The 23,027-nt window shown below is 49.4% G+C and carries 17 protein-coding genes and 1 pseudogene; 12 read left to right on the forward strand and 6 right to left on the reverse strand.

Going from position 1 to position 23,027, the window contains the following annotated elements; translation table 11 throughout:
- Nucleotides 1–2 precede the first annotated feature (2 nt).
- Nucleotides 3–1,322, reverse strand: coding sequence for a vanadium-dependent haloperoxidase (locus ACYVI1_RS28370; protein ID WP_460914729.1), 1,320 nt, complete (start codon nucleotides 1,320–1,322; stop codon nucleotides 3–5).
- A 659-nt stretch (nucleotides 1,323–1,981) separates the two neighbouring features.
- Here ACYVI1_RS28370 and ACYVI1_RS28375 point away from each other — a divergent pair.
- The 3 genes and pseudogenes from ACYVI1_RS28375 to ACYVI1_RS28385 all read left to right on the forward strand — a co-directional run bounded on the left by ACYVI1_RS28375 (nucleotide 1,982) and on the right by ACYVI1_RS28385 (nucleotide 5,177).
- A complete protein-coding gene (locus tag ACYVI1_RS28375) occupies nucleotides 1,982–2,950 on the forward strand; it encodes a zinc-binding alcohol dehydrogenase family protein (RefSeq protein WP_460914731.1) in 969 nt (322 codons plus the stop codon).
- A 161-nt stretch (nucleotides 2,951–3,111) separates the two neighbouring features.
- Nucleotides 3,112–4,353 (forward strand): annotated as a pseudogene (locus ACYVI1_RS28380) (IS3 family transposase).
- A gap of 461 nt (nucleotides 4,354–4,814) precedes the next feature.
- On the forward strand, nucleotides 4,815–5,177 hold the full coding sequence (locus tag ACYVI1_RS28385; protein WP_460914733.1) for a MoaF-related domain-containing protein: 363 nt from the start codon (nucleotides 4,815–4,817) through the stop codon (nucleotides 5,175–5,177).
- A gap of 617 nt (nucleotides 5,178–5,794) precedes the next feature.
- Here ACYVI1_RS28385 and ACYVI1_RS28390 read toward each other — a convergent pair.
- From ACYVI1_RS28390 to ACYVI1_RS28400, 3 genes are all read right to left on the reverse strand, one after another.
- Nucleotides 5,795–6,976 carry a DUF819 family protein gene (locus ACYVI1_RS28390; protein ID WP_460914734.1) on the reverse strand — a complete coding sequence of 394 codons (1,182 nt, stop codon included), beginning with the start codon at nucleotides 6,974–6,976 and terminating at the stop codon, nucleotides 5,795–5,797.
- A gap of 190 nt (nucleotides 6,977–7,166) precedes the next feature.
- Nucleotides 7,167–8,894, reverse strand: a complete 1,728-nt coding sequence (locus ACYVI1_RS28395; RefSeq protein WP_460914735.1) for an SMP-30/gluconolactonase/LRE family protein — start codon at nucleotides 8,892–8,894, stop codon at nucleotides 7,167–7,169.
- Between the two features lie 62 nt (nucleotides 8,895–8,956).
- The gene (locus ACYVI1_RS28400) at nucleotides 8,957–10,039 is read right to left on the reverse strand and encodes a Gfo/Idh/MocA family protein (protein WP_460914737.1); all 1,083 of its coding nucleotides are present in this window, start codon (nucleotides 10,037–10,039) and stop codon (nucleotides 8,957–8,959) included.
- 458 nt (nucleotides 10,040–10,497) lie between these two features.
- On the opposite strand from ACYVI1_RS28400, the gene ACYVI1_RS28405 reads away from it, so the two are divergent.
- Complete coding sequence (locus tag ACYVI1_RS28405) at nucleotides 10,498–12,681, forward strand: alpha-amylase family protein (RefSeq protein WP_460914739.1); 2,184 nt, start codon at nucleotides 10,498–10,500, stop codon at nucleotides 12,679–12,681.
- 269 nt (nucleotides 12,682–12,950) lie between these two features.
- On the opposite strand, the gene ACYVI1_RS28410 is transcribed toward ACYVI1_RS28405, so the two are convergent.
- Nucleotides 12,951–13,601, reverse strand: a complete 651-nt coding sequence (locus tag ACYVI1_RS28410; RefSeq protein ID WP_460914741.1) for a hypothetical protein — start codon at nucleotides 13,599–13,601, stop codon at nucleotides 12,951–12,953.
- Between the two features lie 282 nt (nucleotides 13,602–13,883).
- Here ACYVI1_RS28410 and ACYVI1_RS28415 point away from each other — a divergent pair, with 282 nt between their 5' ends.
- A complete protein-coding gene (locus ACYVI1_RS28415; RefSeq protein WP_460914743.1) occupies nucleotides 13,884–14,006 on the forward strand; it encodes a hypothetical protein in 123 nt (40 codons plus the stop codon).
- A gap of 30 nt (nucleotides 14,007–14,036) precedes the next feature.
- Here ACYVI1_RS28415 and ACYVI1_RS28420 read toward each other — a convergent pair whose 3' ends face one another.
- Entirely contained in the window at nucleotides 14,037–14,771 is a 735-nt protein-coding gene (locus tag ACYVI1_RS28420) for a hypothetical protein (RefSeq protein WP_460914745.1), read from the reverse strand.
- Nucleotides 14,772–15,307: 536 nt separating this feature from the next.
- Between ACYVI1_RS28420 and ACYVI1_RS28425 the strand changes: the two genes are divergently transcribed.
- The 7 genes from ACYVI1_RS28425 to ACYVI1_RS28455 all read left to right on the forward strand — a co-directional run bounded on the left by ACYVI1_RS28425 (nucleotide 15,308) and on the right by ACYVI1_RS28455 (nucleotide 22,497).
- Complete coding sequence (locus ACYVI1_RS28425) at nucleotides 15,308–17,731, forward strand: ABC transporter permease (RefSeq protein ID WP_460914746.1); 2,424 nt, start codon at nucleotides 15,308–15,310, stop codon at nucleotides 17,729–17,731.
- A 427-nt stretch (nucleotides 17,732–18,158) separates the two neighbouring features.
- Nucleotides 18,159–18,284, forward strand: coding sequence for a hypothetical protein (locus ACYVI1_RS28430; RefSeq protein WP_460914748.1), 126 nt, complete (start codon nucleotides 18,159–18,161; stop codon nucleotides 18,282–18,284).
- 208 nt (nucleotides 18,285–18,492) lie between these two features.
- On the forward strand, nucleotides 18,493–19,641 hold the full coding sequence (locus tag ACYVI1_RS28435; protein ID WP_460914749.1) for a hypothetical protein: 1,149 nt from the start codon (nucleotides 18,493–18,495) through the stop codon (nucleotides 19,639–19,641).
- 207 nt (nucleotides 19,642–19,848) lie between these two features.
- On the forward strand, nucleotides 19,849–21,114 hold the full coding sequence (locus ACYVI1_RS28440) for an alpha/beta hydrolase-fold protein (RefSeq protein WP_460914750.1): 1,266 nt from the start codon (nucleotides 19,849–19,851) through the stop codon (nucleotides 21,112–21,114).
- A gap of 126 nt (nucleotides 21,115–21,240) precedes the next feature.
- On the forward strand, nucleotides 21,241–21,777 hold the full coding sequence (locus ACYVI1_RS28445; protein WP_460914751.1) for a GNAT family N-acetyltransferase: 537 nt from the start codon (nucleotides 21,241–21,243) through the stop codon (nucleotides 21,775–21,777).
- 185 nt (nucleotides 21,778–21,962) lie between these two features.
- Nucleotides 21,963–22,091 carry a transposase gene (locus tag ACYVI1_RS28450; protein ID WP_460914755.1) on the forward strand — a complete coding sequence of 43 codons (129 nt, stop codon included), beginning with the start codon at nucleotides 21,963–21,965 and terminating at the stop codon, nucleotides 22,089–22,091.
- Nucleotides 22,092–22,158: 67 nt separating this feature from the next.
- Complete coding sequence (locus ACYVI1_RS28455; protein WP_460914753.1) at nucleotides 22,159–22,497, forward strand: LytTR family transcriptional regulator DNA-binding domain-containing protein; 339 nt, start codon at nucleotides 22,159–22,161, stop codon at nucleotides 22,495–22,497.
- Nucleotides 22,498–23,027 lie beyond the last annotated feature (530 nt).

Below are 23,027 nucleotides of genomic sequence, written 5' to 3' on the forward strand. Positions count from 1 at the left end.
CGTCAAAGCTTGGCTATCTCATCGCCCAATTTTTTACCCATGTCAACAGAGATATCCTGGGTAAACTGATAGTGGATACCGGCGTATACCCGGGAAACAGCAGCCTCCGTCAGCAAGGCCGAAAGAGTAGTAAACTGGCGAGCAGGTAAACCCTTCCAGGCATAGGCATCATCCCTGACCGGAATATCACCGAACTCTCGAATTAATACCTGAACAATGGGACCATAGTTGCTGATCAGCCCGGAGGGGTACTCCGGATAGGCCGGATTGATTAGATAAGCCAGCCAGTTAGCATCAATGTGGCGCCGGATATAGGTAACCGGTCGAAGCAGGTTATACTGAAATTTCGCTCGGAAGGTATTGATCGGCCCGTCCTTTAGGCCGATTCCTGTTTTGGCGTACACGGCTACTGCCCTCCCAAGCCCAGCTTTCTGACTTTCCAAAACGCTGGTTACAATCGAGAGAATATGGTAGGGGGCTGGCACGCCGGTTCCGGCACCACCCGCATCGGCCCACCAGTTCGCAATGGCTTTTTGCTCCGCTGTCAAGCTGACGCCGATGTCGTAAACGTTTTTGACCTCTTTATAGAATTGAGAAGACGGGTCTTCCGAATAGGGGAACGGTAACGGGGGGGCAGTGGCTGTTAGGCTGTAGGCCAGGAAAGGCCTTGAGTGCTGTAAATTGGCGCCAACCGCAGCCGCCAGGTTAGGCGGTGTAGGCACCCAGGCAAACGGAAGGTTCAGCGGGGTATAGCCTGTACTGGCTAGGGTGAAGTTATCGGTAGTGGACCAGGTGTAGATCGCTGTAGCAATAGAACGGCCAAAGGCTTGCGAGCGTTGCAGCACCTCGTCGGGCGTCGTTAACCGCAACCGGTTATAAGTAGCGGTCTCCATCGAATCGATGCTGGCTTGATTCACGGGGGTCAAACTGCCCAAAAATAGTTTGAACATACTGGCCAGGGCCGCATTGGCCGACGCACTCCATAGATACTCTTTAGACCCCTCTGATTGAGGCATATCGGGCATTTGGTACAGTTTTTTCGATAAACTGGATGCGTCTTTGATACCCGGCTGGACGGATTCGTAGAGGCCCACGCCAATGTAAGCAAAGGCTCTGTGTTGGGTTAATAAGACCGGTTGAGGGTTTTCACGCAGTTGAAGCCGGGTCATGAATTTGTACCATTGGTAGACAACATCAGCACTCTCCTCGGCGGGCGCCGATGGCCTATGATCAAGTACCTGACAACGGGACAACACACCCAGTACCAGGACTACAACCCCCAGTTTAGCACCAAAGCGGTGCTTGATCATCAGAAGTTTCATACTAGTTAGCGTTAAAAGTGGAAGAATGTCAGTCGGTATGAAGCCAGGCTTCAGTAGACAAAAGCTACCGCAAGAACTCATACCGTTACGAATGTTTTTATTATCCGGTAGTTTTGTGATCGTTAATTACCTGATTTTGGCCTCGTTAGAGCCGGGGCGCATACCTAAAGAACGGAATGATTTCATGGCATCTGGTAAATCCTAACCCCGCTATAAGAGGAAAAACGTTTTATAATCTATATTATGGTTACCTAAAGCCTCGATTCAACCGCAACGGCGGACCGTAAAATATAACCCAAGTGACGGATTTTGTACGAAACAGCAAAGCGACCCCATGTAGCCAGTAGGACCGGGTTTTATGTTGGGTCAGATTTGAAATCGCACCCTTACCCCCTATCTTGGGTAGTTTTCCGAAAAGGAGATAATTCGTCATTTAATTGCCATTACCAAAGCGGGCCGCCATAAAAAGGTAAACCCTCAGTTTAGGGCCGGCCTGATTAACCCCTGGCTAACGAGGTAAAACTTTTTGATAGAAATTATAGTAAGTCTAAACGAACCAGCCAGTTCGTTCTTGGTTTACGGGAGCAGCAACCGCCTCCGCAAGCTGTTTACCAACGTGAAGCAGCCATAGCCCTTTCTGTAGCACATACCTACCAGTCATGAAAGTAGCCGTATTATACCAAGCCGGAGGTCCTGAGAGCTTTGTTCTAGAGGAACGCTCCCTGCCCACGCCAACTAGTGAATGGGTACTGATAAAAGTGAAAGCGTTTGGCCTGAACCGCTCGGAACTGATGACGCGCAAAGGCTACTCGCCTGGCGTTCAGTTTCCTCGTGTGCTCGGTATTGAGTGCGTCGGCGAAGTAGAAAATGACCCCTCTGGCCAATATGATAAAGGTCAACAGATAATGTCCTTGATGGGTGGTATGGGCCGGGATTTCGACGGTAGCTATGCCGAGTATACGCTGTTACCCAAGAGCCTGCTCCATCCGTTTGAGAGCATGCTTCCATGGGAAACGTTGGGAGCTATCCCCGAAATGTTTCAAACGGTCTATGGCTCGCTGTATCCAGCCTTAGGTATTCAGCCAGGAGAAACGCTGTTGATCAGGGGAGGTACTTCATCGGTGGGTATGCTAGCGGCACAACTCGCTAACCAGGCGGGCCTGACGATACTAGCTACCACTCGAAATCCCCAAAAAGAAAAAGCAATGCTGGAAAATGGTGCCACGCATGTGCTGATCGATTCGGGCCAGGTAACCGAATCTGTCCGGGCTATTTTTCCGCAGGGTATCGATAAGGTGTTGGAACTGGTCGGCACGGCCACGCTGCACGACTCCTTAGGTTGTCTTAAACCCGGCGGCACCGCTTGCATGAGCGGTATGCTGGCTGAAAGCTGGACAATTCCTGATTTCGCTCCCATGGAGTTTATACCCGCTACAGTTCGACTGACAACCTATGACAGCGGTCAGATTACCAGTCCGACCATCGTGTTTCAGGACTTTATCCGTCAAGTCGAAGTAGGTCAGGTGAAACTCCCCGTTAGCCGAACCTTTACGCTAGAGCAGATCGTAGAGGCTCACCAATTTATGGAGAGTAATTTGGCTACTGGTAAGCTTGTCGTAGTACCCTAATGGAATCTAAATCTGTTAACCCGCCTACATTTCAATACATGAACCGGATCTTGGACTTGCTACATTTGACTGGAGGATTTTTGAGCAGATTTAACGGCAGGCCGCTTCAGCGGACCACTTAAATTTGACTCTTATGAAAAAACCGCAACGGCGGACCGTGTGTGTTTGATGAGGCATTCAAGAAGATGGCGGTCGAGTTATCTTACCTAAAAGGCTCAGTTCGACAAGCCGCCGATGAACTGGGTATTGATGCCAGCCGAATTAGCCAGTGGCGACAACGAAAGAAAAAGCCCGAACAGCCCACTAAGTCACCAACTGAATTGACTGACGAGCAAAAACAGATCAAGCGCTTACAAAAGGAACCGCTCCGGCGGCCCGGTCAAGGAAGCGCAGTTGGAACGGGATATCCCCCGGCGGTCAGCATCTTTTCCAAGAGCGACGGGAACTATTCCGATTTATAGAAGGGCATACCACCCTATTTCCAGTTGAAAAGATGTGTAAAGTGTTGAAGGTAAGCGTAAGCGACTACTATTATTGGCGAAAACATCCGGTTAGCTCCCGCCAAACCAAAGAAGCCGAACTACTAAGTCGTATCCAGACCATTCACAAGAACAGTCATGGCCGGTATGGGAGTCCACGAATTGCTGATGAACTCAAGGAGCAGGGAGTGAATGTGTCTCGCAACCGAGTAGCCCGGGTAATGAGTAAAGCAAACATTAAGAGCATAATATCTAAGAAGTATTGGGTACAGACTACCGCACCGGCGGCCCGGCGATTCAGACCATGCTTACCCAGTGGCTAACAACCTATTAGACAGGGATTTTTTCGCAGAAAGATTAGCCCAAAAGTGGGTGTCTGACATTATCGCCCCGGCGGCCCGGTTATATCCGAACGGGTGAAGGCTGGCTGTATCTAACCGGTCCGCCGGTGCGGGCCATTCTGGATTTAGCCGATAGAAAGGTGGTAGCAGGGCCGCCTGTGCGGTTGGTCCTTGAGTGAAACTTTGAAAGCGGTTGACACCAGTGTAGCGGCCTGGCAAATGGCCACTAAAAACCGACTTATTCAGGGCGAACTACGCTTCCACTCAGATCGAGGGATTCAATATGCCTGCACGGAGTTCAGAGATCACTTGAAAGGACGGCCCGTCTTACAAAGCATGAGCCGGAAAGGCAACTGTTGGGATAACGCGGTGGCCGAAAGTTTCTTTAAGACCTTAAAAAGCGAGATGGTTAACCATTCCCATTTTGCCACCAGGCAGCAGGCCAAAGTTGCCACTTTTGAATACATTGAAGGCTGCCGGGCCGCCGGAGCGGTACAACCGTCGACGAAAACATTCAGCGCTTGGCTATTTGACGCCCTGCCAAAGTGAGCTTTACTTTTTTACAAATTCGATGGCTGCTTAAAAAATCCCTCCAGTATACTGTTGCAATTCCAACCTACCGTTAACTCAATTGGCTGAAGCAGAGATAGTAGTCCTATAGCTTAATTGCTCTTTCACGGATAAGTAAGCATAGCAGTCAACAAAGGCATTAAGCGTGGCTGATACATCCGCGGAATGCAGTTCTGCGATATTGCGTAGAATGCTATGTTGGATAAACCGGCCAAAATGTGCGTCTATTTCAGTGTTTCGAGCGACATAGGAAACGCCCCGGTTAGGCAGTTTGGTCTTTCATTTGAGGCCTCGGCTGACAGCCTAACCGCCCCCCAGGGCAGGCGTTGGTTCGTTAGGCTGCTTGGGGGCGACAGGGAAAACGCCCCGGTTGACGGCCTGACAAAAGCGGATTGAATGCGTTGGGATGGCTTCGCGCTCGGCTTAAAAAGTTGTTTAGCCGGTGCGTCACATACAAAACCAAAGTATAAAACTATGAAACCTGTTCTTCTCCTCCTCGTGCTACTGCTCATAGCCGTGTCCGCCCTAGCGCAAACGCCCACGACTACCACCGACTTTCAAAACAAAGTGTGGCACTATTCGCTCAGCGGCTACGAGGTCGATATTACCTTCTCCTCGGACACGACCATTCACTGGCAGGACAAGACAAGAGGGGAGACTGACAAAAGCAAAACGATACGAATCAATGACCACACCTTACTGGTTGGCTGGTACGAGTCCGACAAAACCTTTGTGTCGCTCTACTCCGATTTTACCACCGGCGAAGCGTATTGCCACGTATTTCGGCCTACTGGTGCCGTCCTGCCCATGCGCGGGCGGTTGGTGCTGAAAAAGTAGCCAGTTTTTGCCCTCTTAACGGATGGTGTATTGGTATTTCGCTCCGCGTGGGCAGCTTACGGCGACAATTTAATCACCACCCTTGGCCCCTACGTCACCAACAGCCGATACAGCGTCGCCGTTGGGAAACGAATCCATAACGAATACTTTGCAGACGGTTGAGGAGTTGTGGCAAGTACAAGCCGAATTTAATCAGTCGGTTGATAAGCGGATACAGGAGTTAGGTGGGCGAGACTTATAAAACGACATATTATTACCCACCTTTACTCTCAACCGTTCGCTCAAAAATAAAAGAACATATTAGCGACAGATTAGGACTCTGGGCTTAATCATAAATGGGCTACCTATTAGTAGACCTCCCTTTGTGATTCAATCATAGTTACGGAGAGTCAAAAAAACTATCCCTGATAATCTTGTGCTGGTGAACGAATAAAAAGCTATTTCTGATGGAATTTTTTCGTAGTAACTGTTTCACATTCTTAGTAGTAGTATTAGGCTGGGGTCACAAGCTGGCAGCACAACATGAAAACTTAACGAATGCGATCGTTAGAGAAAAACTACAAAAGCATTAAAAAACTATTCAATTCAATCTTTCACATACCCAGAGCCGTTTTTGCTTAGGAGAACGTCACGGTTCGTAAGTATTCGGCTACCAACAAGCCACAATAGGTACCAATGGCATTGCCCAGCGCGCCGGCCAGAATACCTGGCAAATGAAGATCGGGCCGGTTCAGGCTTTTACTTAGCGCTAGACATGAGGCAGACCCGCCGATGTTAGCTTGGGATGCGATACCCAGCACAGCCCAATCTTGTTTGAGCAACCCACCGATACCGAACTGAAATAACCCATGAATGGGGACGGATATACTCACAAAGGTGAGCATGGTTAGGGCCAATTGACTATCCTTGAACAAAGCGGCCAGATCACAATAAGCCCCAATAACGGCTAAAAACAAGTAAATACAGAAAATACCAACCACCCGCATCCCCCGTAATCGCTGAATAAAAGGTAACTGCGCCAGCAGCAGAGCCAGGCTGGTCAGCACCAGAATTTTGGGAATACCCGGAATGGCCTCAGCCACGAGTTGGGCACCGTATAAGGCCAATACACCTAAGCCAATTAACTGGGCTAAATCCTGGGGATTAACCGCTTCAAGATCGTTGATCTGTGCATTAGCTTCCTGGTCAAAACGACGTGTTTCTTCAGCACTTAGGGGGGTGGACAGTCGGCGCGGGACGTACCGGTTCAGGAAGGGGGGTAAAAGTAACGTGATACCCATCCAGAGCGCCGTAACGATATTGTCAGTAGCAATCGCAGCCGCGTAGACATTTCCCGCTTTGTTGACCCCGTAGTGCAGGGCAATCGCATTGAGATTGCTGCTCCCCCCAGTGTGTGTACCCGTAAACATACCGCCCACAGCATAAAAAAGGGGACCAAACCCGTTTGGCCCACCAACAACCCGCATGGCCACAATAACGCCAACCATTGTACCCACCGCGCCAATTAAAAAGTTGATGATCATGGGCGAACCCGCTCGCTTGAGTCCCTTTAGATTGACGGTCAACAGCAGGTAGAAAATAGAAATGGGAGCCAAATAGGTAAAAATGCCCTCATAGAGCGGAGGGGCATTCATCGAGGCTGGTATCAAACCCAGATTGGCGGTAATGGCGGTGATAATAATGACGAGTAAGGACGTCCCCAGTGCCCTGAAATACGGGCGTTTTGCCAGTTGCTCAGCGATAATAATATTGAGCATCAACAGGGCCAGAATAGCCAGTGGGTCTTCTATAAAGGTCATAAAGTGGGTGGGTTACCAGGCAATATAGTGGATTATGGCCGTAGAGGAGCAACTTATTTTTGCTGGCTTATTGAGAGAATCCAAGAATTCGATAAAAGTAGAATCGGTAGCGTACGGTATAAATTGGGTTCAAGTGGGATTAACCCTATTGCCTCTCTCTTGGTTGACAAGCGTTCAGAAAATCGTCTGATTACAAACCGATTACCCTGAGTTTTCGTCGGTACACCTTGTCTTTACACGTCACGTATAAAATGTCGAAGTGGGGGCCACCAAAACAAAGATTGGACGGATATTCCGTTGGCGTGGGAAGAATTGCATTAACCCGACCGGTCGGATCCAACACCTGAATGCCCATTCGGGTGGCTACGTATACCCGCCCCGACCGGTCACACTTGAGTCCATCAGGCCACGCATTTTCGGCTGTGTCGGGAACGTGAAGCCACCCGTAGCGTTGTTTATTGGCCAGCAGGCCATTGGGGAGAACCTGATAAATCCATAGCCAATGGGAGGCTGACTCGGCCACATACAACTGCTGTTGATCGGGTGTAAGAGCCAGGCCATTGGCAACCTTTAAGCCGGGGGTGAACCCACCACTGTCAACCACCACTTTTTCACCGGATGGTCTGATGAGATAAATTTTACTCGGTTTGTCAAGACCATCCGGCGCGGTGAGGTACAGATTCCCATTTTTGGCTACGATGAGGTCATTTCCCGATAAACTGTCTACGAGTACCGTTTCCTTCTCGGATCCCTCATAGCGGTAGACCTGTTTAGTGCGGCTCGAGACCGTATAGCGTTTCCCATCAGGACCAAAGGCCGTCCCGGATGCCTTTTTAGAGTCTGAATTAATCATCATTGGCTTTCCATCCTGCGCTATCTTAAACGTTTTCCCATTTAATACATCCTGGAAAAATACGTCGCCCGCAGGGTTGGCGGCTATTCCTTCTGTAAATGAATACCCTTCGCCCACCAGTTCCCAACCCTGGTTTGGCATCAGAATATCGGTCAGAAACGGGTTCTTAGTTGGGCCACTCGTGACGGGCTTGGGGTAGTCTTGCCAAAGCCACCGCATGGCTTGGGGAAAAACGGCTGTACCGTGCTGGCCACTGTGTCCGCCCTCTCCCCACACATGCCTGACGTTATAGCCCGCGAAGGTTAACGCCCGCTGCATGGTTTCATTGGCTTTCCACCAATCGCCCACGAAATTATTCAGATCATTCGCTCCATCCTGCAAAAACACGCGGATAAGCTTGGGTTCATACTTGCGAACCAGCGTGGCGTAGCGGTCGCCCCCCCGAAGCCCAACATAGGTGCCAATGGCACTGAAGACCCGGGAAAACGCTTCAGGATGCTCCCAGGCCGCCGTGAAGGCGCACACGGCCCCACTGCTCGATCCGCCAATGGCGCGGTCATTACCACTTTTGGACAGCCGGATCGGGCGACCGTCCGTGGTTTTTTGTTTTTCAACGTCGGGCAGAATCTCTTCCAAAAGGAATCGAGCATACTGGTCGCCCAGGCCATCGTATTCAAAACTTCGGTTTAGCCGATCGTGGGTAGGGTCACCCTCCACTACTTTGACCGTACCCGGCATGATAAAAACACCAATGGTGATCGGCATTTCTTTGCGGTGAATCAAATTGTCGAAAACGGTGGGAGCTTTCCATTGAATACCGTCCTGATTAACGTACACGCAGGCGGGTCTGTCGGGACGGTACTGAGCGGGCACGTAGATCCAATAGTCCCGCCGGGTTCCGGGGAATCGTTTAGAGTCCTGAAACGTACGTTTCAGAATCTCCCCTTTGGGAACACCGACCTGTTCGGTAGAAGCCGAGTCCAGGGGATACGACTCGGTAGCCGGTGGTTGGGCGACTGCGGGAAATTGCCCTTGAAGAAGGACGAACAGGAGTAGTTTCTTCATGGTATTACTTCGCTTTTATCGAAACAGGAATCACCAGCGTGGCTTCTTAGGTCGCACGCTGATCACGGTAATAGAACCGTCTTACCTAACCTAGCCGACTCTCGGGCGGCTGTCAGAATTTCAACCACGGTAACATTGACAGGAAGCCCGTATAAATCGTTTTTATCTAATTTCATCCGTCCGCTGACCACCTCCGCCAACACAGAAAACGGATCCGTAAAGGGGGCTGGCCTGGGGTCAATCTTAATGGTTTCTTCGGGCGATTTCTTGTCAAGCCGTTGCCGAATGGTAGTTGGATTCACGGCAATGGCATAGCCTTTATTGCCATAGACTTCCATGTCTTTGCGGGCGAAAGACCAGTTCCATGACCCCTGGATGATGCATTGCGCCTGGGGATATTGCAATACAATCGTCGCTTCGTCGTCAACCTGGGGATAAATAGCGGGTTTGTTCTGGTGAATGATGGCGGTAACTGACAAGGGACGCTTTCCTTTCAAAAGCCAGGTCATCAGGTTCGCCCCGTAGCACCCGAAATCAGTCAACGCCCCGGCTCCATTTTTTACTGGATCGGTTAGAATGGCAAAAAACTCGTTGCTGACCCCGATTTCCCTGGGTCCTTCGTGTCCATCATTGACCATTACTTTGCGAATATCACCGAGTTTGCCCTGCTCAACCAATGTGTTGACGTGTTGGTTACTGGCGTACCAGGACGTTTCAAAGTTGGTTAATACGTGAATGCCGTACTGCTGAGCCAACGTCTGCATTTCCTTCGCGTCGGCGAATGTGGTAGCCAAGGGTTTTTCCACCATCACATGGATCTTTTTGGGCGCACAGGCTCTTGCAACCATGATGTGTTCGCTGATGGCACCAAAAGCCGAAACCGCTTCGGGTTTCACCTCAACCAGCATTTTGTTCAGATCGGTGAAAAACAATGCTTTGTCGAGTTTATAGTTATCGATAAAGCGAGCCACCAATTCGGGATTGGTCTCATAAATCCCCACCAGTTCAACATCTTTCTTGTCAGGACGATTAAAAATCCAGCCAACGTGACCGTGGCTTAATCCGGCCAGGGCTACCCGAACGGGTTTTTGGGCCGCACTTTGTAGGTAAATCAAACTGAGGACCACTAAAAATACGGCTTTCATACAGTAGGAGCTGAAGGGTTTGACAGTGAACGTATTAAAAAGTTTGAGAACAGAGTAGGTGAACCATGCGGGTAAAAGGTAAACGGGCGTTGGCCAGTAGTAGCAAAATCGGGAATTTAAAGGAGAACAACTCTGCTGAAAATGCGGTCATCCAAATCCATGAGAGCCATCGGGGATGTAGTTGGTTAGCGACCGGAAAAGACAACACCGCTCAGGTATATACCCATAACCTGACTGCCGGGAAGACTGTATCGTTAAAAATTAAGACGCCGTGACTGGCCAGGTACACCGCTATCGCTATTGTTCCGGGCAAGTCTTCTAACCGACGCTGGTAAACCTAAGAGTTCACCCCTGGCATGGGACTCAAGCGTTAGTTGTATTGCATGACAGACTAAATTTGACATCCACTCGCTTTACGGGTGGATATTTAATGAGCGTTGCTACGCTCACCCGGATATATGGAACGAAGAGATTTTATGAAGACCACCAGCCTCATGGGGGGGGCTTATGCCCTCGCTGGTCCCGTTGCGCTGGCAAATCCATCCACAACTGGTAAAGGCGTGATTCCGGCGGAACCGTTTTGGCTCGATGGGCCGATGCGGTGGGCGCAGCTTGCCTTTGTGGAACGCGATCCCGGTCATTACGACCCCGATTTCTGGCTCAGCTACTTCAAACGCATCCACGCCGATGGGGCACTACTCAGTGCCGGAGGGGTAGTGGCTTTTTACCCAACCCAGATTCCCCTGCATCACCGGAGCGATTATCTGGGTAATGCCGATACACTGGGGTACCTGGTAGCCGGCTGCAGAAAGCTGGGTATGAAAATCATGCTCCGCACCGACCCCCATGCCGCCCGCCAGAACGTGTACAACGCGCATCCCGACTGGATTGCCGTCACGGTTGACGGACAAAAACGCCGTCACTGGGCAAATCCGGATTTGTGGGTGACCTGCGCCCTGGGACCCTACAATTTCGAGTTTATGACCCAGGTGAACCGCGAAATTATGGCGCGCTATCAGCCCGAAGGCATTTTCTCGAACCGCTGGGCGGGCCACGATATTTGCTACTGCGAACACTGTACGCGTAATTTCAGGGCGGTCTCCGGTTTGGAACTGCCCAGAAAAGCCGACAAACTTGACCTTACGTACCGCCAATACGGGGCGTGGCGGGTGAAGCGGCTGCGGGAGCTGTGGGCCTTGTGGGAGTCGGAGATTCGCAAACAACGGCCTATGTCGCGCTTTATTCCCAACGGTTTCCCCGACAAGGTACTGACGGGTAAAGAGGCCGACCTCTTTTTTGCCGATCAACAGGCCCGACGTGGTCTGATGGCTCCCTGGGCGAACGGTAAAGGGGCTAAAGAACTGCGGGCGACGCTGGGCCTCAAGCCGCTGATCGGTATATTCAGCGTTGGCGTAGAAGAAGAATTTCGCTGGAAGGATTCTGTACAGAGCGATGCCGAAATCCGGATTTGGGTGGCCGAAGGCACCGCCAATGGGATGCGGCCCTGTTTCGTTAAATTCGGGGGCGATATCTACGACAAGCGGTGGATGGAAGCCGTCGCCAACCTCTACGAAGGCTATTACAAAAATGAGAAATACCTGCGCAACACGGCTTCATTGGCCCGCGTCGGCGTCGTCTATTCCGAACAGACTGACCGCACTTACGGTGGTAAACCGTGGCAACAGAAAAGCGGGGATCACCTGGACGGCATCTACCACACGCTGGTGGAAAGCCGCGTTCCGTTCGACATGGTGAACGACCGCCTACTGACGGACGAAGACCTCAAGCGGTTCAAGCTGCTCATCCTGCCCAACATTGCCGCCCTCTCCGACGCTCAGTGCGGGCAACTGCAGGCGTTTGTGGACAACGGCGGCAGTCTAGTGGCCACCTTTGAAACATCACTGTACGACGAGGAAGGGAAGCAACGCCCGGATTTTGGCCTGGCTACGCTGTTCGGGGTGTCGTATGACCAGAACGTGGAAGGCCCTATGCGGAATAGTTACCTGCACTTGCGGCACGATGCCCAAAATAGCCAGACGCAGCTTATTCTGAACGGGCTGAACAATACCCCCCGCATCATCAATGCCATTTATCAAGTCGGGGTAAAGCCAACAGTTGCCTTTCCTATCCCAATTACGCTCATTCCCACCTACCCCGATTTGCCGATGGAGGACGTCTACCCGCGCGTAGCCGAAACCGATACGCGGGAGTTATACCTGCGGCAGGTGGGCAAGGGTCGGGTCGCCTACATTCCCGGCGATCTGGACCGGTCTTTCTGGCAGCTATTGAGCACCGATCACGGCCAACTGCTGAGCAACATTATTCAGTGGGCACTCGACGAAGAACCCCTTGTTGCGGTAACAGGGCCGGGGGTAATCGACGTCAACGTGTGGCGGCAGGCCAATTCCATGACGGTTCACTTAGTAAACCTGACCAATCCGATGATGATGAAGGGACCCTTTCGGGAGTTGATACCGGTAGCCGCACAGGTTACCATTCGGGTGTTAGCTAACTCGAAAGTAACGGGTGTAAAACTGCTCATGAGTGGTCAGGTCCCTACATTTGAGCTGAAGGAGGGCAAGGTAACGGTGGTGGTGCCCCAACTTCTCGACCACGAGATTGTGGCCTTAGATTTGGCGTAATCGAGGGGCTGGTGTGAGGTCATTGTCATTTATAACCTCCTGCCTCTAAATTGGACCACGCTAAAGTGGTGAGTCGGTACATTAAATAGCATTAAAAAGCCACGTCAATTGAATCTGGGCGCGGCTTTTTAGTTCGGTGATTATTTCGGTACTGTAAGTTGGAATGGAAATAAAAATAAGGCTTCTAAGGTGCTAAATGCTTAACAGCTTATGATTGTATGGATTTATACCCATTTATTTTCCATTCAAGGTAGAAACTGAATACGTTATCAGAAAAACATCCACCAAAAGGCTTTCCATTGGTCGGCGTTAATACCCACAAGAAAGAATAGATAAATAGTCAGGTAAGCCGATAGCCCAATCAGGTAAGGTCGGTAAATTTTGTTGTGGAATCGCTCATAAATTAATAAGCCAACTAAGATTATCAAGGCTAAGATTGGCCCTGGGATTCCCAACCGCCCCAGCGCCGGATTCATAAAGGGCAATACGGTCATGGCCATATAGCGGGCATGATAGCTTGTTTTAGGGCGATAATAAATGGCCAGTAAATAAGATGAAACAAAAAAGGTGAGGTCGGCAATACCAATCATCCGCGTATCTAGTGCTCCAGGGGCAACAGGGGTATTCCGAATAAAGGCTAGGCGCATGATCCAACCAGTAGTCAGTACCACTAGTGGCATAACTACATACGAGAGTTTTCCTATGAGACGGTGGAGTTCCAGTTTCTTGCCACGAATCAGGAAGGGTTGCATGATCAAAATACCCATCCATACCAATAGGGTAACCGCGTGAACATGGAGTACAGCAGTGATGCCATCAAAGTGAGGAAAGAGCCCGAAATAGGTTTTATAAAACCCGACAAAGACCATGAGCAACACGGCAATAAAGAGATAACTGCTGGGTCTGTACACTTTTTCCATTACGTAGATGGGGTTGATTTTCAGGGCCTAATGTACGAATAAAGCCATTGACGGTATGGATAGAAAACCGACGTTTTTAGGCTAAGCGCAAATTTTCTCAGGCGAGAGGGGGTATTCCAAAAGTAACGTATTGGGTGTAATGCCAGTAAACTCTTTGAATAGGCACCTATATATTTGGCTTCATCCTCATTTTTTGTTTTATAACCAGCAATATGTTAGCCAATCTACAAAAATTCTAAATTGGCTAACTCCGCCGATGAGACTTTCAAAAAACGCTCCTTTATGATACAGCCAAAAACCCTCGTGGCTGTTGCCCAACTCAACTCCCCTCACCAGATCACCAATCAGGAGTTTGAGGGAAGTAGTTGCTTACTCCCCTACCGTAAAATGCCTGGTCACTCGTGAGACGTGACCAGGCATTTTACGGTAGTCAGACTATTGGTTCGGCTCGGCCAGGTAGACCTCAATAATGCGGGGCGACATAGAAACAATTCGAATCCCACCGTATCGATTCGGATTCTGATTCCAATCCGGATGCAGATTTTGCAGCTTGTAGAGATAGATATCGCCTTGCTGATAGGTAAAATAGTTGTTATAATTAGTCACAGTAAACTGCGCGCTAGTCCAGTAGGTCTCAAAAAGCGATGGCCGCTCTTTGACCATGTATTCGAGTTTGTCGACCGAATAATTCGTTTTATAAAAATAAGTTACGTCCATCTTATCATTGTCGTCTAAGACGTGTTTCAGTTCGCTCCACAGCATGTTGGCCGTTTTCAGTTGTGCGTTGTTATACAGATTGAAATTGGTCTTATCCGTAGTGGAGGCCGAGGTGTTGTTTAAATAATGGAAACTGTTCAGCGCCCCGTTGGCTACGGTAAACACGGTTGGAATCTGGTTGGGGTCGGTGCCCGCCGGATACGTCGGCCAGGTAATTCGCCAGGCTTGACATTTGGTCTCGGCAAACAGGCTGTAGGCTGGAATAAAGGTCTGTTTGGTAATAATTGGCGGTGGCAACGTCTGCCCGCCCGACTTGATGGGACTACCCTGGCTACTCTGCCGAGCGGATGACTGAGGGGTAGGCGTTGTTGCTTGCTGACGGGTAATCGCCTGTTCTTCGCAACTACAAAGCGCAAGTAGGCAAAACGCGAATAGACTAGTTAAGTGTTTCATGATCCTGGTTTGATTTATAAAAGAGAACGCTGATGTCCCGTTTGGGTAGGACAAAGGTGGGGGATGGGCATAGGACAAATCCATACTAACAAAGTTGTATTTTTCTGAAACCCCGTCTTGGTTCTCCTGTGCAGCTGAACCACGTATTTCGGCCGAGTATCTTTTAAGAGGGGAGGGTGAACCATTACGAGATAGGCGGCAAGCAGCCGATCTGACCACAGGCGAACAGTTACAGGCATTCAAAGCAGAGATGGATGAGGTACTCGATAAAGGAGCCGAAAAAAATTTGTGACCGATTCATAATGACTGATACCTAACTGAGTCAACCAGCCCACTTATGCCGGTCATTTAGTCTGTTCCGTCAGGTTGTCCGTAAATGTACAGCCAAAGTCCATTTACGGACACTTAATAATTATTTGCCCAGGTAACTACCTCAGAATTAGTATCTTATTCTTCTGGTACGGCATTTGATGAAAACGCACATAAGGGTTAGGGTAATTCTATATGCCAAACACTGTGCCCCGAACCCATGCTCTATGCTCACGAACTATTTCAAAATCGCTTGGCGGAATTTGATGAAGAAAAAAGCCTTTTCCTTCATCAACATCTCAGGTCTGGCCGTCGGGATGACCTGCTGCCTGCTGATTGCTGCTTTCGTAACCGATGAGCTGAGTTACGACCGCTACCCGACGCAGGCCAGCCAGCTGTATCGGGTGGAACTTCACCTGACTGAAAACGGTGGCCTTTCGGAATTCTCCAATGTCGATGCGGGAGTTGGGCCGGGCATCCAGGCCGCGTTTCCGGAAGTGCTGGCCTCGACCCGCCTGTTAAAGTGGAATGAGGTATTCATGAGCTATCAGGATAAGCAATTCAAAGAACAGGCGATTGCGATGGTCGATGCTAACTTTCTGAATATCTTCTCGATTCCCTTGCTGGAAGGCAATCTGAAAACGGCTTTGAAAGAGCCCGGCTCTATTGTCGTTACGAAAACATTTGCCCAAAAGTATTTTGGCAATAGTTCGGCGCTGGGGAAGGCGCTTCTTTTGGGGAAAGGCCAGGAAGTGCGTAAGGTGACGGGCGTTATCGACAAAGTACCCGACAACACGCACTTCCACTTCGACGCGTTTCTGAGCACGGCCGATTTGGCTATCAAAACACCGACCTGGAGCAATGTTGGCTATTACACGTATCTGGTTCTGAACAAAGGAGTCGATCCGCAAAAGCTGGAAGCCAAGTTTCCCCAGTTGGTTGCCCAGCATGTGGTACCGGAAGTCCAGCACGATATGGGCGTCAGTTTGGCCGAAGCGCAAAAATCGGTCGATACATTCCGGTTTTTCCTGATGCCCCTAACCGACATCCACCTGCATTCAGCCTCTAAATATGAACTGGAAGCTAACGGTGACATCAACTCCGTGTATGTATTCAGCCTCCTGGCAGTCTTTATTCTGCTTTTAGCGATTGTCAATTTCACCAACTTATCAACGGCCGGTGCGGCCAGTCGGTCGAAAGAAATTGGCATTCGGAAAGTAATGGGCTCGGTCAAGACGCAATTGATCCGGCAGTTTCTGACCGAATCGATATTATTGACGTTTCTGGCCCTGCTCCTGGCCGTTCTGGCGACTGGTTTGCTACTGCCTTTGTTCAACACGCTGGCAGGGAAAGCCATTTCGCTTGACGCCCTGCTGTCGGTAAAAAACGCGGCTGTCCTGCTGGTATTTGGTCTTTTCGTCGGGATTCTGGCGGGAGCCTATCCGGCTTTTCTGCTTTCCTTTTCTAAAATTACGGCGGTTGTAAAAGGCGGATCAGCGGTGCAAACCCGCCATCCCAGTAACCTGAGAAGTGGGCTGGTGGTATTCCAGTTTGCCGTTTCGAGCGTTCTGATCGTAGCAACCCTGGTAGCTCACCAGCAACTTGATTTCATGCAAAACAAGAAAATTGGCTTCGATAAAGATCAGGTTCTGGTTATTCAGGACTCGTACATGTTGGGGCAGAATGAAGCCGTTTTCAAACAGCAACTTCAGAAAGATAGCCGCGTGATTCAGGCCAGCCTGTCGGCCAGTATTCCGGTTGGTGTGAGCAATATAGGTGGGACGCAGATTTACGCCCGAAGCGAAAACAGTACTGAGCGCCACGCCGAAATTTCAACCAACATTTACCGCGTCGACGAGGAGTACCTGAAAACCCTGGGCATGACACTGAAGGAAGGACGGGCTTTTTCAAAAGAGTTTTCGACCGATTCTACGGCTACCATTATCAATGAAACGGCGGTTCGTGACTTGGGCTTAGGCAAAACCAGTCCGATTGGCAAAAAAATCGTTCGTTCCGGACAACTCGAATTCACCATTATCGGTGTGGTGAAAGACTTTCATTATGCTTCCACCCGGCAAAAAATAGCGCCCCTTATGATGTTGCTGGGGCGTAATTCCGGGGCCATTATTGTGAAGGTGAAAGCCGCCGACGTAGCGGATGTCATCGCTTCATTCAGGAATCAGTGGGAAGCGTTCAATCCACCTGCCCCGTTTACGTACTCGTTTCTGGACGAGCGGTTTGCGTTCCTTTACCAGGCTGAACAGAGAACAAGTCAATTGTTTGCCGTTTTTGCCCTGATTTCTATCATTATCGCCTGCCTGGGTTTATTTGGCTTAGCCGCCTTTACCGCCCAGCAGCGGACCAAAGAAGTCGGCGTTCGCAAAGTGCTCGGCGCATCGGTGATTAACATTGTCGCGCTCTTATCCAGCGATTTTCTGAAACCCGTTCTGATGGCTATACTCCTGGCTGTACCCATTGCGTGGATGGCCATGAATCGCTGGCTGGAAAGTTTTGCTTATCGAATTAGCATCGAGTGGTGGGTATTTGCCCTGTCCGGTTTACTAGCTATAGGCATCGCCCTGCTAACAGTGAGTTTTCAAAGTATCAAAGCCGCTCTGATGGACCCGGTGAAGAGTTTACGGAGCGAATAAAGAAGCTGAATCGTCTTAATCATATAGGATTAGGTTCATCATAGGTGGTAGTCAAGAAAGTATAGCAGAGGTTCTGTTATACTTTTTCATATTCTACTTTTTATGTTAACCAAAACCAACTGTGTTCTTCTCTTCTTAAGACGACTGACTAATTAATCCAGCAGACAACAGCTTGAAGATTATTTTCAGCAAGTAATCATTAGTTAACTTAATATCGAATAAAACTCGTGGCTGTTGCACAACTCCCTTGCATAAGTAACTTTCCTCCACAAGCACCTACCGTTTACTCAATTGGCTGAACCGGTGGTAGTAGTCTCGCAGCACAGTTACTCTTTTACCGATTAGCAAGCGTCGCCGTCAACCCGTCTGGTTCGGCCTTAACCCATTCCCAACTTTAGCATTTCAGGTTATTAATCAGAACACGAACATGTCAATACTACCCCCACCTAAACGGGCTTATAAAACCCCCAGGATGAAAACGGTGGGTAGTGTGCAGAAGTTAACTCTGAAGAGCGGCTCCAATACCGATAGCTTTGGGGGCACCTTTGGCTAAAGATGCTGAGGGCTGAGAGCCAACACAGTAAGTACGTTCAGCGGTAACTGCTAACCACTTAGGATAAAAAAGTAGGTGCAGATTCAATAAAGAATGTTACTCATGAACGGGTGCTTTTCTAACGCATTAGAATTAAGCGATAGTGAATCTGTATCGTGACAAAACAGCACTATTTAGCTGAAATCAACTACCCCCTACTCATAAAGTAATGAAGAACGCTATAATGACCCTGTTGTGTTTGGCTCCCCTAACGGCCCTACTGGCTCAAGATTTAGACTGGAATGCGTATCCCGACGGCAGCTTCGCTTATGTCTACACCAACATTGGTAACAAGCCCGTTTCGGCAACCGTCCTTGTGACGGGGGCGACCAGCGGCCTGGCAGCCAGCGGTGACCCCTCCGGAATGGCTAATCCGTCCCGCTTACGGCTCGAAGCCGATTTTAAACCCAACGAATGCGTGACCCTGACTATCACCTTTTCTCAACCGGTAGGTAACCTTAATTTCTATTTGGCCGATGTTGATCGGCAAACCGGAGCGCCGGGTAGTGACAGTAATTATCAGGATCAGGTAACGGTAACGGGCAAAAACGGGGCAGCCAACAAAAACCCCACCATTGGAGCCAGTTCCATCGCCAATGCCAACACCGTTTCAGGCAATACCATTACGGGTACAAACCCTGCTACCAACAATCTTAATTCAGTTAATTTTAGTGGCGATCTCACTCAGGTAAGTATTCAATATTGCAGTGGTAGTCAGGTCGCAGGAGACCCTGGTACCCAGCGTATTTTCCTGAGCGGTCTCAACTGGGACGACGCGCCGATGCCCGTGCGTCTGGTCTCCTTTAGCGGTCAGGTAGTAAAGGACCAGGTTGAGCTGGTCTGGGAAACGTCGCTTGAACAAAACAGTGATCGGTTTGAGGTTGAGCGTAGTGCAGATGCACGTTCGTTCGAGCGGATTGGCAGCCTCCGTAGTGAAGGTTTCTCAACCAGCCGTCAGGTGTATACGTTCTGGGATGAAACACCTCAGCGGGGAATAAATTACTACCGTCTGCGGCAGGTTGACCAGGATGCCACCGTTGACTATTCAAAGGTTATTGCCGTTCGGTACGAACCTGGAGCGCTTTACCTAACCGCTTTTGCGCTTACCAACACGGAAGTGCTGGTGCGTACCAATGCTCCGGCACCTGAGTTCGCTGTTTATTCGGTGGGCGGGCAGCAAAAGCTTCGGCAAGTCGAGCAGCACACAGGCACTGAGTTTGTCCTGCACGTGACGCCCTCATCCAGCCCTCAGCTTCAGATTATCCGAATGCAGACGGGTACACGTGTCTTTTCCCGGAAACTCCTGCCAGCGTTCTGACTTATCCTGTAGGGATAGGGATGAAGAATGTATTGCTATTACTGAGGTGTGCCTATTGATTAACAAGGTTAGCTTGTTCCCCATCGCCCCAATTGCTGCGCCCTGGTGCGGGTATAGCAACGCCTTTAGTCCTAATTACAGGAATCGCATCGTAGACACCGCTTGGAATAGGGTGGTTTAGGCATCACCAAACAACTAACTTTTTGTATGAAGCAACTCTGCTTTATAGCCCTTCTGACGGCCCTACCTCTCCTATTGTCAGCCCAATCGACCAACCAGATTGTCATCGGCCAAATCGACAGTCTTCAGTCAAACATCCTCAATGAGAAGCGTAAAGTCTGGGTGCATGTCCCCGATAGCTACCAAAATGGGGTGTATGCCAAACGACGGTATCCGGTGGTTTATCTGCTGGATGGAACCGCTCACTTTTCGTCGGTGGTGGGCATGATTGAACAACTAAGTACCGTCAATGGCAATACGATTTGCCCGGAGATGATCGTGGTGGGCATTCCCAATACCAACCGGCTTCGGGATCTGACACCCACACCGGGGGGCGGAATGATTCCATCAGCTGCCGACAGTACAAGACGCAAGAACTCGGGCGGAGGGGAGAAATTCACCGCCTTCATCGAAGGCGAACTGATTCCCCACATTGATTCCCGGTATCCCACTGAGACTTACAACGTATTCATCGGCCATTCGTTGGGTGGGCTGCTGGTCATCAACACGCTCATTCATCACCCAAACCTGTTCAACGCCTACGTGGCCATCGATCCGAGTATGTGGTGGGCGAATCAAAAGCTGCTCAATACCGCTAAGCAGGTCATAGCCAGCCAGAAGTATGCGGGGAAAGCCCTGTTTGTCGGTATCGCCAATACGATGGAGTCGGCGATGGATACCTTACGGGTACAGGCGGATACGAGTGGCTCTACCAAACACATTCGCTCCATCTTAGCCCTGGATCGGTTACTGAAGGCCAATGGACAAACCGGCTTACGCTACAGGGGGAAATACTACGGCCTGGATGACCATAGCTCGGTGCCACTCATCGCAGAATACGACGCGCTCCATTTCATTTTTGATTCCTACCGATTAAAGCTGACCGACCAGGACTATGAGGAAGACAATACCGGGTTAGCCGATAAACTGACAACCCATTTTACGGCCGCCACCCGGCAGTTGGGCTATCCGGTGAAGCCACCCGAAAGTCTGGTCAATGAACTGGGCTCTTATATGGTATCCCAGCAGAAGTTTAAAAAAGCTGAAAGTCTGTTCAACCTCAATGTGGCGAATTACCCAGCCAGTTTCCATGCTTATGACTCATATGGCGATTACTTTGTGGCCAAAAAAGACACCGTCAGTGCCATCGCCAATTTTCAGAAATCTCTTTCGCTGAAAGAAACGCCCGCAACGCGCAAAAAGCTGACGGCTCTTTTAGGTCGGGCCAGCCCGGATCCAACAACGAAGAAATAATCCTTAAAGTCCAGGCTGGCTCAGTAGGGGTTGCAAGAATCCTACCCAGAGTATTGCGGTCTCGACAATCTGCAAGTTAGCCGCAAGGCTACCACAGACAGTAAACATCCAAAACATAGTCAGGAAATGAACAAAAGTGAAAAAGTAAAAACAAGAACTGTTGTAATTCCTGACGACTTAGAAGCCGTTAAAAAATTATGGTTTGACTATTTAGCTTGGGGTAACGACAAAATGCAAGAACTCTATGGTGTCCATCCTCATAATCCCAAAGAAGCTGTTGAACAAGACCTCCAACAGATTAGTAAGTTTCAGCCACCTTATGGACAGCTAATCCTTGCTATTTATGAAGGTAAAGTATGTGGACTTGGAAGCCTAAAAAGCATCAACCCCGAAATCGGTGAAATAAAACGGATGTTTGTTGACCCAACTAGTAGACGAATTGGGGCTGGACGAGCTATCCTTGAAGGACTTTTAGCTGAAGCAAAAAAAGTCGGTTATAAAAAAGTTCGGCTTGACAGTCCAAAGTTTATGGAAGCAGCTCACTCTTTATATAGAAGTTTTGGATTTGGTGACATTGAAGCTTATCCGGAAATGGAAATCCCAGCAGAATTTAAAGACTATTTGTTGTTTATGGAAATAGATTTAACCGACGACAATAAATAAATCCAAAATGATAAGCCCATCAGCTAACACGGGTTTTACGTCAGGCGGGCTGACGTGCAAACTTGGAGCTTTGTGCTTTTAGAGCGTGTTGGGGAATTGAAAAAAGCTGATAGTCGTGTCACCTTTGTGGTCGCCAAACCACAAGGAGATGACCGCTCTGGCGGCCCGGCAAACAGTTTACCAAACTGACCGACCATCAGTGGGCCGCAATATCGCCCGTTCTACCCCTTAAACGCAAACTCGATTTATGTAACGTGATAAAAGCCATTTTGTGGTTGCTTCGCACCGGATGTCAATGGCGGAATCTACCCTAACTATGCTGATCTATTTCGATTAGGCCTGTTTTTAATCGATTGGTATAGTTGTTGCGGGAATCACACCATGGACACTAAGCTCATTAAACTGCCCGGTCTAAAGCTGACCCTACCCAGTTCCGATATTCGCTATCTGGCTGGCTATGGCAATTATACCTGGGTTTACCTGGCTAATGGTCGCCGTGGGTTATCGTCCCAGTGTCTATCCCGCTTTGCTTTGTTGTTGCCCGGTTTCATTCGGATTCACAAGCAGTATTTAATTAACCCGGCCCACATGCTGACTCTTCAACGTACCGGCCCCTATTCGGCAGTTGTGTTGATGCGGGACCGGACCACATTCCCTGTATCCAGGCGACGCATCGAGACCGTCCAGGGGGTTCTCCAGTTAAGCCGCCAAAGCGATTAATTCTTTTTTGCCATTTCTTCCACCCCTACTACCGTTTACTCAATTGGCTGAACCAGCGGTAGTAGTCTCACAGATTCTTCGCTCTTTTACGAGTATGTATACGTCGCGATCAGGCGAGGACGGCATTAAGCTGTGCTGATAACCGGGGAACCCAGGTCTGCGATGGTACGTATTATACGTTGAAAGGTGCGAAACCTAAAAGTACGAGGTTTGGGGCTGACTGCCAAATCACTACTATGGCGTCGCAGACAGCACTTTTAGGGTCTGACTATCATAAACTGAGATTGTGAAACTAAACTTATTTCCTGTTTAGAAGCAAATAGACCATACCATAAGTGATAAAACACTAAACGGTAATCACCCATGTTTTTGCCATTTATACAGACGAGCAAATACCTTTTCTTACTCTTTTTGGTAGTGGTAAATGTCAAGCTGATTTAGTTTGATTATAATGGTTAATAAAGTTGAGTGTACGCGCAAAATGACTATCATCCGTTTTGGCAAAGGACAGCGTTTTACGGGTTAGGTGA

The organism is Spirosoma areae (genome assembly GCF_054781775.1).

Excerpts from the sequence above, each read along its gene's own strand:
- ACYVI1_RS28370 (WP_460914729.1), bottom strand. The coding sequence starts at position 1,322 with ATGAAACTTCTGATGATCAAGCACCGCTTTGGTGCTAAACTGGGGGTT.
- ACYVI1_RS28375 (WP_460914731.1), top strand. The coding sequence starts at position 1,982 with ATGAAAGTAGCCGTATTATACCAAGCCGGAGGTCCTGAGAGCTTTGTT.
- ACYVI1_RS28385 (WP_460914733.1), top strand. The coding sequence starts at position 4,815 with ATGAAACCTGTTCTTCTCCTCCTCGTGCTACTGCTCATAGCCGTGTCC.
- ACYVI1_RS28390 (WP_460914734.1), bottom strand. The coding sequence starts at position 6,976 with ATGACCTTTATAGAAGACCCACTGGCTATTCTGGCCCTGTTGATGCTC.
- ACYVI1_RS28395 (WP_460914735.1), bottom strand. The coding sequence starts at position 8,894 with ATGAAGAAACTACTCCTGTTCGTCCTTCTTCAAGGGCAATTTCCCGCA.
- ACYVI1_RS28400 (WP_460914737.1), bottom strand. The coding sequence starts at position 10,039 with ATGAAAGCCGTATTTTTAGTGGTCCTCAGTTTGATTTACCTACAAAGT.
- ACYVI1_RS28405 (WP_460914739.1), top strand. The coding sequence starts at position 10,498 with ATGGAACGAAGAGATTTTATGAAGACCACCAGCCTCATGGGGGGGGCT.
- ACYVI1_RS28410 (WP_460914741.1), bottom strand. The coding sequence starts at position 13,601 with ATGGAAAAAGTGTACAGACCCAGCAGTTATCTCTTTATTGCCGTGTTG.
- ACYVI1_RS28415 (WP_460914743.1), top strand. The coding sequence starts at position 13,884 with ATGATACAGCCAAAAACCCTCGTGGCTGTTGCCCAACTCAACTCCCCT.
- ACYVI1_RS28420 (WP_460914745.1), bottom strand. The coding sequence starts at position 14,771 with ATGAAACACTTAACTAGTCTATTCGCGTTTTGCCTACTTGCGCTTTGT.
- ACYVI1_RS28425 (WP_460914746.1), top strand. The coding sequence starts at position 15,308 with ATGCTCACGAACTATTTCAAAATCGCTTGGCGGAATTTGATGAAGAAA.
- ACYVI1_RS28430 (WP_460914748.1), top strand. The coding sequence starts at position 18,159 with ATGTCAATACTACCCCCACCTAAACGGGCTTATAAAACCCCCAGGATG.
- ACYVI1_RS28435 (WP_460914749.1), top strand. The coding sequence starts at position 18,493 with ATGAAGAACGCTATAATGACCCTGTTGTGTTTGGCTCCCCTAACGGCC.
- ACYVI1_RS28440 (WP_460914750.1), top strand. The coding sequence starts at position 19,849 with ATGAAGCAACTCTGCTTTATAGCCCTTCTGACGGCCCTACCTCTCCTA.
- ACYVI1_RS28445 (WP_460914751.1), top strand. The coding sequence starts at position 21,241 with ATGAACAAAAGTGAAAAAGTAAAAACAAGAACTGTTGTAATTCCTGAC.
- ACYVI1_RS28455 (WP_460914753.1), top strand. The coding sequence starts at position 22,159 with ATGGACACTAAGCTCATTAAACTGCCCGGTCTAAAGCTGACCCTACCC.